At 63.0% G+C, this 11,989-nt stretch carries 15 protein-coding genes and 1 pseudogene; 6 read left to right on the top strand and 10 right to left on the bottom strand.

What is annotated here, in order from left to right:
- Nucleotides 1-25: 25 nt before the first annotated feature.
- Entirely contained in the window at nucleotides 26-841 is an 816-nt protein-coding gene (locus ADU59_RS18960) for an oxidoreductase (RefSeq protein WP_068955718.1), read from the bottom strand.
- A gap of 89 nt (nucleotides 842-930) precedes the next feature.
- Between ADU59_RS18960 and ADU59_RS18965 the strand changes: the two genes are divergently transcribed.
- Complete coding sequence (locus tag ADU59_RS18965; protein ID WP_068955719.1) at nucleotides 931-1,362, top strand: winged helix-turn-helix transcriptional regulator; 432 nt, start codon at nucleotides 931-933, stop codon at nucleotides 1,360-1,362.
- Nucleotides 1,363-1,470: 108 nt separating this feature from the next.
- On the opposite strand, the gene ADU59_RS18970 is transcribed toward ADU59_RS18965, so the two are convergent.
- A complete protein-coding gene (locus ADU59_RS18970; RefSeq protein WP_068955720.1) occupies nucleotides 1,471-2,388 on the bottom strand; it encodes a LysR family transcriptional regulator in 918 nt (305 codons plus the stop codon).
- 90 nt (nucleotides 2,389-2,478) lie between these two features.
- Between ADU59_RS18970 and ADU59_RS18975 the strand changes: the two genes are divergently transcribed.
- Nucleotides 2,479-3,552, top strand: coding sequence for an aldo/keto reductase (locus tag ADU59_RS18975; protein ID WP_068955721.1), 1,074 nt, complete (start codon nucleotides 2,479-2,481; stop codon nucleotides 3,550-3,552).
- 55 nt (nucleotides 3,553-3,607) lie between these two features.
- Here the strand turns inward: ADU59_RS18975 and ADU59_RS18980 are convergent, their stop codons facing one another.
- The 6 genes from ADU59_RS18980 to ADU59_RS19000 form a co-directional block, all read right to left on the bottom strand.
- Nucleotides 3,608-3,994 carry a GFA family protein gene (locus tag ADU59_RS18980; protein WP_068955722.1) on the bottom strand — a complete coding sequence of 129 codons (387 nt, stop codon included), beginning with the start codon at nucleotides 3,992-3,994 and terminating at the stop codon, nucleotides 3,608-3,610.
- 114 nt (nucleotides 3,995-4,108) lie between these two features.
- Entirely contained in the window at nucleotides 4,109-5,398 is a 1,290-nt protein-coding gene (locus ADU59_RS18985) for an extensin-like domain-containing protein (RefSeq protein ID WP_068955723.1), read from the bottom strand.
- A gap of 222 nt (nucleotides 5,399-5,620) precedes the next feature.
- Nucleotides 5,621-5,893 (bottom strand): DUF488 family protein, encoded by a 273-nt coding sequence (locus tag ADU59_RS31190; protein ID WP_338012945.1) that lies wholly within the window; start codon nucleotides 5,891-5,893, stop codon nucleotides 5,621-5,623.
- Nucleotides 5,839-6,063, bottom strand: a complete 225-nt coding sequence (locus ADU59_RS31195; RefSeq protein WP_244506464.1) for a hypothetical protein — start codon at nucleotides 6,061-6,063, stop codon at nucleotides 5,839-5,841. Before ADU59_RS31195 ends, ADU59_RS31190 begins: the two co-directional genes overlap by 55 nt.
- 22 nt (nucleotides 6,064-6,085) lie before the next feature.
- Nucleotides 6,086-6,895 carry an endonuclease/exonuclease/phosphatase family protein gene (locus ADU59_RS18995; RefSeq protein WP_193427093.1) on the bottom strand — a complete coding sequence of 270 codons (810 nt, stop codon included), beginning with the start codon at nucleotides 6,893-6,895 and terminating at the stop codon, nucleotides 6,086-6,088.
- An 87-nt stretch (nucleotides 6,896-6,982) separates the two neighbouring features.
- Nucleotides 6,983-7,633: a LysE family translocator gene (locus tag ADU59_RS19000; protein WP_068955724.1), complete on the bottom strand. Its 651-nt coding sequence runs from the start codon at nucleotides 7,631-7,633 to the stop codon at nucleotides 6,983-6,985.
- Nucleotides 7,634-7,718: 85 nt separating this feature from the next.
- Between ADU59_RS19000 and ADU59_RS29695 the strand changes: the two are divergent.
- Nucleotides 7,719-8,001 (top strand): annotated as a pseudogene (locus tag ADU59_RS29695) (transposase family protein); the annotation flags it as partial.
- Between the two features lie 26 nt (nucleotides 8,002-8,027).
- Here the strand turns inward: ADU59_RS29695 and ADU59_RS19005 are convergent.
- Nucleotides 8,028-8,633, bottom strand: a complete 606-nt coding sequence (locus tag ADU59_RS19005; RefSeq protein WP_068955725.1) for a Kazal-type serine protease inhibitor domain-containing protein — start codon at nucleotides 8,631-8,633, stop codon at nucleotides 8,028-8,030.
- Nucleotides 8,634-8,914: 281 nt separating this feature from the next.
- On the opposite strand from ADU59_RS19005, the gene ADU59_RS19010 reads away from it, so the two are divergent.
- On the top strand, nucleotides 8,915-9,295 hold the full coding sequence (locus tag ADU59_RS19010) for an acyl-CoA thioesterase (RefSeq protein ID WP_068955726.1): 381 nt from the start codon (nucleotides 8,915-8,917) through the stop codon (nucleotides 9,293-9,295).
- 68 nt (nucleotides 9,296-9,363) lie between these two features.
- Complete coding sequence (locus ADU59_RS19015) at nucleotides 9,364-9,951, top strand: hypothetical protein (protein ID WP_068955727.1); 588 nt, start codon at nucleotides 9,364-9,366, stop codon at nucleotides 9,949-9,951.
- Nucleotides 9,952-10,006: 55 nt separating this feature from the next.
- Here the strand turns inward: ADU59_RS19015 and ADU59_RS19020 are convergent, their stop codons facing one another.
- Nucleotides 10,007-10,837 (bottom strand): SDR family oxidoreductase, encoded by an 831-nt coding sequence (locus ADU59_RS19020; protein WP_068955728.1) that lies wholly within the window; start codon nucleotides 10,835-10,837, stop codon nucleotides 10,007-10,009.
- 90 nt (nucleotides 10,838-10,927) lie between these two features.
- Between ADU59_RS19020 and ADU59_RS19025 the strand changes: the two genes are divergently transcribed.
- Nucleotides 10,928-11,842, top strand: a complete 915-nt coding sequence (locus tag ADU59_RS19025; protein ID WP_068955729.1) for an AraC family transcriptional regulator — start codon at nucleotides 10,928-10,930, stop codon at nucleotides 11,840-11,842.
- Nucleotides 11,843-11,989 lie beyond the last annotated feature (147 nt).

The raw sequence follows: 11,989 nt of genomic DNA on the forward strand, positions 1-11,989 counted from the left end.
AAGGTCTATGGTGGAGCGGAAGACGTCAATCCGCAAGCCGGTTGAATTTCCGCAGGTTTTTGTCGACGAAGGACTCCGGCAGGAAGCGGCGTATGAAGCGGACCTGTCCGGCTGCTTTGCCTGCCGTGTAGCGCCTTTTGGGCGATGCCGCATTGGCGGCCCTGACGACGGCTCTCGCGACGATCTCCGGTGCGTCCCCCTTTTCGACGATATCGCGCATCAGCTTCTCCGCGTCGGCACGAACCGCATCATAGACGGCAAGCGGCCGGTCCGCCCGGATGACATTTTCCTCGAAGGAGGTGCGCGTCACGCCGGGCTCGACAAGCACAACGCGGATACCCTGCGTTCGAACCTCATGGTCGAGAGATTCCGAATAGCCCTCGATCGCATGCTTGGTCGAGGCATAGAGGGCGTTATAGGGAGCAGGAATGAGCCCGAGTATCGAGCTCAGGTTGACGATCCGGCCCCGGCGCTGGCGTCTCATCACAGGCAGGACCGCATTCGTCATGCGCAGGACGCCAAACACATTGACGTCGAACACGGCCTTTGCCTGGGCCGCGGAAGATTCTTCAGCGCCGCCGAGCAGTCCGATACCGGCATTGTTGACGAGAAGATCGATCCGCCCTGCGCGGCTGAGAACCGCGTCGACGGCAGCCTGCACCGACGCGTCATCCGTGACATCGCAGATCAGCATCGTGATCCCGTCTTGGGTATCGGGCATCGGTTTTCGGCTGGTGCCGAAGACGCGGTAGCCGTCATGCCGCAGCGCGCGTGCCGTTACCAATCCAATCCCGGAGGATGCGCCCGTCACCAGGGCGATGCCGCGTTCTGTCTTGCTCATTGTGTTCAACTTTCATTTTGTCGTGGAACTTCGATGAACAATCAGTTACTATGATTTTAGTAGTAAGTCACTATCAAAAAGATATCGACATGAAGAATCTTTCAAACCAGCCATGCCTGATCGCCCGCAGCCTTGCCCTTGTCGGGGACGCATGGAGCATGCTGATCATGCGCGACGCCCATGCGGGGCTGACCCGTTTCGACGAATTCCGCAAAAGTCTGGGTATCGCGCCAACCATGCTGACGGCGCGGCTTTCCGCCCTGACCGAAGACGGATTGCTGGAAAAACACCGCTATTCCGAGCGTCCGCCACGGGACGAATATCTGCTGACGCAAGCCGGCCGCGACTTTCTGCCGGTGCTGTTTGCCATCGGCGCGTGGGGACGCAAGCATCGCAGCGGCGGCCCGGTGACGCGGTTCTTCGATGCCGAGACCGGAACGGAGATCGATGCCGTCACCATCGACCGCGTCACCGGCGCTCCGGTCGGAACACGCCCCATCCGGATCGCCGGACCGGAATGAACGGCCCATAGCAACGCCTCGACTTATCCCGCCGCCGGAAGAACCGCCGGGATTGGAAATCTGCCCGTGCGGTCATGAAACGGTGCCGGCCAGTTTTTGGGCTGCACTCTACATATCCGCCGACACCGGGCGCGATGCCGCGCGCTGCACGATGGCAATCAGCGCCCGCAACGCCGGCGAGGCCTGCCGCCGGCTCGGATAGTAGAGGTAGAAGCCGGGAAATCGTGGCGTCCAGTCTGCCAGCAGGGACAGCAGGCGTCCGCTGGCGACCGCCTCGGAAACCTGATCTTCCAGAAGATAGGCGATGCCGAGGCCGTCGATAGCCGCCCGCACCAGCATGTCGGTGTCATTGACGACGATCTGTCCTTCGACGCCGATCTCGATCTCCTGTCCGTCCCGTTCGAATTCCCACCGGTAAAGGCTCTGATCGGTCGGCCAGCGATAGTTGAGGCATGAATGACCGCGAAGATCGCCGGGCGTCAACGGCGTTCCGGCGCGCGCGAGATAGGCGGGCGAGGCCACGCACATCATCCGCTGCTCGCCGCTGATCGCAACAGCGACCATATCCGCATGAAGCCGTTCGCCAAGCCGGATGCCGGCATCGAAACCGCCGGCCACGATATCCACTAGCCCCTCTTCCACCGTCACCTCCAGAACAAGTTCGGGATGCGCCAGCAGAAGCGGCGTCACCAGCGGTGCCAGATGGTGCTGCGCGGCGATCCGTGTCGTATTGATCCGCAAGGTGCCGGCAATGACGCCGCGCGCGGTCGCAACATGCATCACTGCGGCATCGAGATCGACAAGAGCCGGCCGCAATCGCGACAGCAGGCCTTCCCCGGCCTCGCTCAACGAAACACTGCGGGTCGTCCTGTTGAGGAGTGTCACGCCCAGTCTCGCTTCCAGGCGGCCAAGCGTCTGGCTGAGCGCCGAGGGAGACATGCCCAGATGGGCGCTCGCGCGCCGAAAGCTGCGATGCTCGGCAATCACAGCGAAGGCGCGCAGTTCGGCATAGTCGGATCCGCGCATTGTATATCCTTTGCTTCATAGATCACATCGATCATAGGCGATTATCAAATCAAAGTTGAGCGGCGATAGTGTTTTCGAAGGAGACAGATCATGACCAAAGCACTCGATCACTACCGCCTGCTCGGCCGCTCCGGCCTTCGCGTTTCGCCGCTTTCGCTCGGCACCATGACCTTCGGCTCGGACTGGGGATGGGGCGCGGACGAAGCCGAAGCGCGCCGCATCTTCGATACCTATGTCGATCGGGGCGGAAACTTCATCGACACCGCCAACCGCTACACGGAGGGCACCTCGGAGCGTTTCATTGGCGCCTTTGCCGGGGGGCGGCGCGACAGCCTCGTCATCGCCACGAAATATACCCTGCCGATGCAGCCCCGCGATCCCAATTCCGGCGGCAACCATCGCAAGTCGATGGTCCGCTCGGTCGAGGACAGCCTGAAACGGCTTGGAACCGACTATATCGATCTCCTTTACCTGCATGCCTGGGACAACACGACCCCGGTCGAGGAGGTGCTGCGCGCCATGGACGACCTCGTGCGGGCGGGCAAGGTCCTGTATCTCGGCCTGTCCGATCTTCCCGCCTGGCAGGTTTCGCGCATGCAGGCGATCGCCGATCTGCGCGGCTGGTCGCCGCTCGTCGCGCTGCAGATCGAATACAGCCTGATCGAGCGCACGGGAGAACGCGATCTCGTCCCGATGGCGGCCGAGATGGGTCTCGGCGTCATTCCGTGGTCGCCGCTGGCAAGCGGCGTGCTTGCAGGCAAATACAGCCGCGCCGATCTCGGCCCGCAACCGGAGGGATCCGCTGCAGAAGGGACGCGGCGTGACGTCGCTGCCGGCAACGGCTCGCTGACGGAAAGAGGCCTCGTCATTGCCGATACCGTCAAGGACATCGCCAGTGAACTGGGGTGCTCGCCGTCGCAGGTCGCGCTCGCCTGGACCCTGCTGAACCCCGCCGTCACCGCGCCCATCATCGGTGCGCGCACGCTTGGCCAGCTGCAGGACAATCTCGGCGCGCTGGATCTCGCGCTGGACGATGCCCATCGTACAAGGCTCGACACCGTCAGCGCCATCGAGCTTGGATTCCCGCATACATTCCTCGCCCGCCCCATGACCAAGGCGATCATGACCGGCGACGTCCGGATCGAAAACAGAAGACACGCCTGAGCGGACACCGGGGGCGGCCGGTGCCGCCCTCTCCCTCCACCCGCCACGCCTCGACCTACCCCGCCGCCGGAACTTTCCACCAGGCGGGGCACGAATCGTCGAAAGAATGGGATACCGGCTGCAATGCCGCGTCGTCGCGCGCATCGAAACTGCCGGTCACCAGCGCGATGACCGGCTCATCGTCGACGGCGCCCAGCGTACTGCCGCATGTCGGGCAGAAGGAACGGCTGGAATAGTCCGACGACCGGTAGAGCGCGGGCATTCCGCCCTCGCCGGTCCATTCGACGGCATGGCTTGGAAACTCCACCCAGCTGAGCGTCGGTGCGCCGGAATGCCGCTGGCAACTTGTGCAGGAGCATGTGTGCGGATTGCCGGGCGTGCCCGTCGCGCGAAACCGGATGCTGCCGCAAAGGCATCCGCCGAGATACTCTCTGGTCTCCATCGCGAATCCTCGTCCTTCTGTGCCGCGCTACGCCGCAATACAGATTTTCATCGTCCGGACACAGATCGCGGACCGCGCGTTAACGGTTAACCCGCGCGCGGCAAAACCGTCCGCTCAGTCGCAGTGCCGGTAGCCGGATTTGCGCTCTCTCAGATCGAAGTGGAAATGATCCTTGTGGTGCGGATCGCTGCCGGGGCCGAGCACCGTGTTGAAATATTTGCAGCTGTCGCTGCGCACCGCCTTCAGCAGGCCCTTTTCGCGGAAGGCGAAGAAGCCGGGCTTGCGCACGTCGATCTCCTTGCCGGAATTCAGCACGAACTTGCCGACGTCGATGGCATTGCCATGGGCATGCTCCGACATCGGATTGCCGCGCTGCGAATTCATCGTCCGGCAGGAATAGCCGCCGAGCGGCTTGATCGTCTTGATGCCGGAGAGATAGCGGTAGCGGGCCGACGGCACCAGCTCGTTCTTCACCCATTTGGCGAAGGCCTCGGTCACCTCGCAGTTGAGCTTGACCGACGGCTTGACGTCGATGCCGCCGGAAAGGCCCGTCAGCTCGATCGGATAGTCGATGCCGCAGGCCTTGCCGTTGGAAATGCGCGGAATATCGGTGAATTCGACCCTGAGCTTCTTCAACCGCTGGCGGCAGGCGATTTCGGAGGCCGGCATCTGTCCGGTGAAGTCGGGCTCGGATTCAGACAGCGGATTGCCGGCGCGCGGCAGGAAAGCCACCTGCTGCTCTTGCTGCGCCTGCTGCCGGCGCAGCATCACCCGTTGCTGCTGGTCGAGGAACTGCGCCTGGCGCGCCTCCTCCGCGGCGCGGTTTTTCGCACTCAGCGGCGGCAGGTCCGGATCGTCGCCGGGATTGGCCTGCACCGCGGCCGGCATTCCCTGCGGCCCGCCCAGCTGCTGCACGCTGTCACCGCCGATGCCACCGACCACCGGCTGGCTGGCATTGCCTTCGGCGATATCATTGCCCCCGGCGATATCGCGGTTCTGCTCCTCGGCAAGGCCGACAACCGGCGTCGAACCGGTCTCGACACCCAGCATCGCATCCATGTTGACGCCCTCGGAAGGCACGGTCATCGGCTGCTGCATCGTGTTTTGCGGCTCGCTATCGATCATCGGCAGCCGCGCGGCCTGCCGGCGCGGATCGGCAGCGACGGCATTGCCGGAGTTTTCGGAACCGGAATTTTCGGAGAATGTGCCGACCGGCATGGCCGCCGCAGGATAGGCATTTTCCCGCGCCACGCGCCGGTGCGGGCGTGACGGCTCGATGGCGCTCACCCGTGTGGCGGAATCGATCCGGGCCGGCGGGCTCAGGTCATCCGTCGAGCAGGCGGCCAGCGCAAGCGCCAGCACGAAAACCAGCGCCGGCCGCCGGAAAAGGGAAACATACGCCATACTCAATTGCCGCCTCTACCGATGACGATGCATCGAAATGCACCATCCGTATCCGTCCTGTCCCTGCGCAAAACCTGCGGACCACCTGTGTCCAAAGGCGGGCGTCGATGCGGAAAGACCGTGACTGAAGAGGATTTTATGCAAACAGGGTAAACGAAGGCTTTCGAAGATATCACCGGATATGGGGTTGCCGCCCGATCATGCGGCAAGGGCCGGTCTCCGTCACAGATGCCGGACAGTCAGCGCGCCGCCCCATTTGCCGTTGAGATAGTCGCAGACGAGCTGGCGGTGGCATTGATGCGGCAACGCTTCCGAGCAGAGCAGGCAGCTGCCGGCAAATAGGCCGGGTTCGAGACAGGTCTCGACCCGGCGCTGCGCCATCAGGTCCATGAACCGGTGACGCAGGCTGTTCCAGTCGCCCTTCTCCGTCTTGAAGGCCGTCAGAATGTCTTCGGTCGGCGCGAGAAGCGGCTGATGGGCATAGTCGGGCCGCAGAGTTCCTTCAGGAAAAACGGCAGATCGGCCGCCTTGGCGAACCCGGCAAGCTGCGACGTGTTGTGAAGCCGGATATCCAGAACCCTCTTCACCCCGGCCTGCCGCAGGCGGCCGAAGAAATTGGCGGCCGTGCTTTGGGTAAACCCGATCGTGGCGACATCGATTGCCATTCGCACCGCTCCTCTCCTGCGTCTACCGCATCTCCAGCAGCAGGGCGCGATGATCGGAGACCTCTGGCTGCGCCACCGCATCGAACCGGACGACCTCCACATCCGGCGTCACCAGCATGTAATCGGCAAAACGCCCGGCCTTTTCATAATGGGAGGTCCGCGTATCGGTATGCCCCCGCGATATGACCAGATCGGTCAGCCCCAGCCCGGCAAGCGCGCCGAACATGCGATTATCAGGCAGCACGTTGAAATCGCCGCAGACCACCAGCCGCTCACCGCCGCGCCAGACGCGCCGGATCACATCGATCAGGGCCGCCGTCTGCGCGTCGCGCGCCGGCGTATCGCCCTTGCCGGCAACGTCCCTGAGACCGTGCATCTGCGCGATGGTGACCGGAACACCGCCGTCATAATCGAAAAGGCGGAAACAATGGGCATTGCGCGCCCGCGGATGCGGTCCCCACCCATCCGGCGAAAATGCGCCATGGACGAAATCCTGCACCTGGCCGATCACCGCAAGCGGCCGGCGCACGAAAGTCGCCAGTCCGAACTCCGACGGCACCGCCCGCTCGCCATCGAACAGTGTGCCCCGCGCCACCGGCGCAAAGAAACCGTCATAGCCCGGCAGCGCCGCGCCGATCTCCTCAAACAGGTTCGCCCGCTGCGGCAGTTCCACGCCATCATCCCGGTAGACCAGCCAGTCCGATGGCGCAGCCGGGGTGCGCACCACCTCCTGCAGGCAGATCACATCCGCATCCACCGCGACGAGATAGTCCATCAGCGGCGCATGGACCCGACCGCCCCAGACGTTCAAGGAAACGATGCGCAACGCCATTCACCGGCTCCAGCCGTTCGTCGTCAAGATTGAACCGCCCGGATGAGGCGGCCCGTTCAGGGCGGCTTTTAGGGAAAGACGGGCGGTCTATTTCTTTTGATTGCCAGCAAAAGCGGCCGTCAAGCCAAGGCCGATATACACGAAACCACTGACCCAGCGTTCAGCCTTCAGATATACGGGACTGCGCTTCAGCCATTTGCCGGCCGTACCGGCGGCAAATGCGTAGGAGCAGTCCGTCAGGACGCCAATCACGGTGTAGACAATCCCGAGAAAAGCGATCTGCATTGCCACATGGCCACGGTCGACCTCAACGAACTGCGGCAGAAAAGCCAGAAAGAACAGCGCCGTCTTCGGATTGAGCAGGTTGACAATAAAGCCCTCGCGAAAGAGGCGCATGCGGCTACGCGCCGGTAAACCGCCCTCGATGTCGGGAATGTCAGACGAACCGAATAGTTTCTTGAAGCCAAGCCAGATCAGATAGGCCGCGCCGGCATACTTCACTATGCTGAAGGCGAGCGCGGATGACGCCAGGAGCGCCGACAACCCCACAGCAGCGGCGATGACATGAACAAGCGTCGCCGTATGGATGCCAAGGATCGACACGAGGCCGGCAGAGCGGCCCTGCTCGACTGAGCGCGCGAAGATGTAAAGAACGGCCGGTCCCGGCACGAGAAGCAGCACCAGTGTGGCGCTGACGAACAGGCTGAGATTCGTTGCGCTGGGAATTGCCAAATCCATGATTGTCTTGCCCCGTTTGCTATTACAGTAACAATAGATTGGGCTGCGTCCAATGTGAAGCTCTCTTCTGACGGGCTGCGACGGCAAAAAGGGGGATCGAGATCATTCTCTCGGTCGCTCCCGATGCGGGCTCCCGGCCAAAATGCATGCGGTCGTGGACGGGCAAGGCCTCCCGGTCCGGCTGGGCCGGACCGCTGGGCAAAACCATGCTTCAGCACATGGCTATACCGTGAGCGAAACCTCATCGAACGCTTCGTCTCCAGGCTGAAGCATTTTCGTGAGGCCGCCACTCGATACGACAGGCTCGCCGTTAACGTCCTCGCCATGGTCCAGCGCGCCTCGATCGCCTTTGGCTACGAGTTTATGAGCTAAGGCCTGGCGAAAAACCGCCACCTTACCGGCAGGCGTTGTTGTCGATCACGCGAAAACCCTGGGCTTGCGCCGTGCAGGCATTAGGAAAGGTCTGCTGCTGGCGTCCCTGGCGGGCGCAGACCGGCGCGAATTCGCGGGTGCAGGCTTGCGGCCGGCGATCCGGATCGCGCGGCGGCGGACGCATGCCGCTGTCATCGATGGGCCTGTCCGGACGGCGGCATTCGCCACGGCCGATCACGCGGAACCCTTCAGCCTGCGCCATGCATCCGTTGGCAAACGTCTGCTGGCGCCGCCCCTGCGTGGCGCAGACCGGCGCATATTCGCGGGTGCAGACCTGCGGCCGGCCGTTGCCGAAATCGGGCCGCTCCGGGCGGCATTCGCCGCGGCCGGTGATGCGGTATCCGTCCGCCCGCGCCTGGCAGGCATTGGAAAACGTCCGCCGGTCGCCGCCGCGCTGGGCGCAGACCGGGTCGTATTGCATCGTGCACATCTGCGGGGTCGACGGTTCCGGACGCGGACGGGGCCGCTGCCCCGGGTCATCAACGACGACGGTACACGCCGTCAGAGCACCCAGCGACAGCGCGGCCAACGCCGCGATACGGATCATAACGCGTTGAAACGGCATCATTCGCAGTCCTCCTCCCCCAATTCCCCCTGAAACGCCCCGCATCGCCAGCGATACGAACGGACGCTGTAACACCTTGAATCACCCGGCCATTCTGTCGGTAAATCCGGCCCGGTCAAGCGCGTGGCGCACCTGTCCCGCAAAGACCGCCCCATTCCCCGGATTACACCCGGCCATCGCTAACAACCGCGCCCCGAAACGCCATTCCCGCCTATATTTCCACAAGGGTCTTTTCCGATCCCGCCGCATCAGGTTACATCGAACCAAACGGAGAGCGACAGACCATGGCAAAACCGAACGGCGACCTCACCCTGCGCACGCTGGCCATGCCGGCCGACGCCAATGCGGCCGGCGATATCTTCGGCGGCTGGGTCATGGCGCAGATGGACCTGTCCTGCGGCATCCGCGCCGCCGAGCGGGCCCGCGGCCGCGTCGTCACCGCCGCCGTCAAGGAAATGGCCTTCGAGCTGCCGGTCAAGATCGGCGATACGCTCTGCATCTATACCGATGTCGTCAAGGTCGGCCGCACCTCGATCACCCTCAAGGTCGAAGCCTGGGCGCAGCGCTATCTCTCCGACCGCATGGACAAGGTCACCGACGCCCTGTTCGTCATGGTGGCGCTCGACGAGGCCGGCCATCCGAAACCGGTGCCGCCCGAAGCCTGATCATTCCGAAGCCAGATCATCCCAAATCCCGATCATCCCAAATCCCGACCATCATGGAGGCCTGAGCCATGGACCACCCGGCCGATCCGCAGATCTTCTCCCATATCCGCGTCATCATGGGCATGGTCATCAGCCTCTCGATGGCGCGGCTGCTGACGGGGCTGGCGCTGTTTGTCCAGCATCCCGGCAAGACCAGGATCTACTGGCTGCACCTCGGCTGGGTGCTCTTCATGTTCCTGTTCCTGATCTATTTCTGGTGGTGGGAATACCGGCTGCATGCGGTGCCGGTGATCGATTTCAGCGTCTATCTCTTCGTTATTTCCTATTGCTGCATCTTCTTCTTCCTCTGCGTCCTGCTGTTTCCGACGTCGTTGGAGGATTACAGCGGCTACGAGCAGTATTTCATGTCGCGCCGCGCCTGGTTCTTCGGCTTCCTGGCGCTGGCCTATGGCGTCGATCTCGTCGATACCGCCGTCAAGGGAAAGGCCTATTTCCTCTCCTACGGCCTGGAATATCCGCTGCGCAACGCCATCTACATCCTGCTGTGCATCGCAGCCGCGATCACGCCCAACCGGCGCTTCCACGCGGCCTTCCTGATCGCCGGCCTGACCTATCAGGTCGTCTGGATTTTCCGGGCTTTCGATCTGCTGGATTGAGCGCCGGGAACACCGCAGCGCCCGCCAAAATCGTTGCCCCATCGAAGGCGCGCGCCTACGCCGGCATGACCGGCCGGAACATCTCCCGCATTCTGGCGAGATAGTGCTCCTCGGAGGTCGACCAGCGCAATTGTGCCAGCATCCTGCTGTCGGCACCGGCCGGAAAGCGGATCGCATCGCCTTCATCGGTTGCCGCCGCAAACGTTGCCCCGGCAACCTCGGCCTCGGTGCAATAGGGCGTCGGATAATTGGCCATGATGCCGAAATAGGCCTGCGCAAACGCACCGTAGTCCTCGGGAATCAGCCCCTGCATGCGCGGCCCGCCATTGGCGGCAAAGCCGGTGGTCGGTCCAAGGCCCGGCTCCACCAGCCGCGCCTTGATATTGAAGAGTTCCAGCTCGTAGGACAGCGACTCGGTATAGCCTTCGACGGCGCATTTGCTGGCAGCGTAGATCGCCACCAGCGGCATGACGCCGAGCGTGACGCTCGATGTGACATTGACGATGGTGCCATGCCCCTGGGCGCGCATCTGTCGAATAATGGCCCGGCAGGTTGCGAAAACACCAAAGGTGTTGGTCTCAAAAATCTCCCGGATCGTGCTGTCCGGCGTGACTTCGACGGCGGACGCCATGCCGATACCGGCATTGTTGACCAGCACGTCGATCGCGCCAAAGGCCGCAACGCCGTCGGCGATCGCCTTGTCGATCGTTTCCGCCTTGGTCACATCCAGCGGCAGGATCAGCAGGCGATCGGACGCCGTTGCAAAAACGCCGGCATCCGGCCGCCGCATCGTGGCGATGACGTTCCAGCCGCGCGCCAGAAAGAGTTCGGCAATCGCCTTGCCGTAGCCCGACGAGGTGCCGGTGATGAGGACTGTCTTGGTCATTCGGATCTCCATGTTTTGTCGCCCTCAGAATAGACAAAACGCAAAGACGATATATAATGAATGATCCAGATTTTATTATGGATCGTCCAAATGGATCCTTTCAGCGACATCATCGCCCTGCTTCGCCCGCATGCCGTCTTCTCCAAGCCGATCACCGGCAAGGGAGAATGGGGCGTGCGCTATCCGGCCTATGGGGCGCCGGGTTTTGCCATTGTGCTGTCCGGCCAGTGCTGGCTGGCGGTCGAAGCGGATGAACCGGTGCTTCTGCAGCGTGGCGATTTCGTGCTGCTGCCGTCCTCGCCTGCCTTCGAGATGCTGAGCCGACCGGGTGCACCATGCGTTCCCGGCCAGCCGATGGCCACGGATATTCGGCATGGTGATCCCGGCGGCGCGCCCGATTTCCGCATGCTCGGCGGCAGCTTCCGGCTCAGTCCGGTCAATGCACCGCTTCTGGTGGCTTTGCTGCCAAAGATCATCCACGTCAGCGCAGCCAATGGCAGCACCCGGCGTCTCGCCGGTATCATCGATCTGATCATGGAAGAATGTGCAACGGAACGGCCCGGCCGGGAGATGATCCTCGAACGGCTTCTCGAAGTCCTGTTGATGGAGTGCCTGCGCTGGCCGGGTGCCGGAACCACCACCCTGCCCGCCGGCCTGCTGGCCGGAATGGAGGATGCCGCCCTTGCCCGTGCGCTCGGTGCCATGCATGCCGATATCAGCGCCGGCTGGACGGTCGCCGACCTTGCCAAAATCGCGGGCATGTCGCGATCCGCCTTTGCTGCCCGCTTCAGCGGCATGCTCGGCTGCGCCCCGATGGAATATCTGGCGCGCTGGCGCATGACGCGCGCCAAGGACACGCTCAGCCGGGGCGGCACATCGCTGGATCGCCTGGCCGAAGACATCGGCTACGACTCCGCCAGCGCCTTCAGCACGGCCTTTCGCCGCCGCGTCGGCTGCGCCCCCGGCGCCTTCGCGCGCTCCCGCATCGATACGCCACAAGCCTGACGGCGATCACCAACGGAAAAATCCAACCGATTGCCCACCCGTCGCGGAAAAGCGTTTCCCTGCACGTCCAATCTACAAAATAAATAAACTCTATAAGCTTCATCGATTTCACTAGCATGATCCCATGTCATGCGGAAAAGCGCTTCG

Origin of the sequence: Pararhizobium polonicum (assembly GCF_001687365.1) — a bacterium.
Classification (GTDB): Bacteria; Pseudomonadota; Alphaproteobacteria; order Rhizobiales; family Rhizobiaceae; genus Pararhizobium; species Pararhizobium polonicum.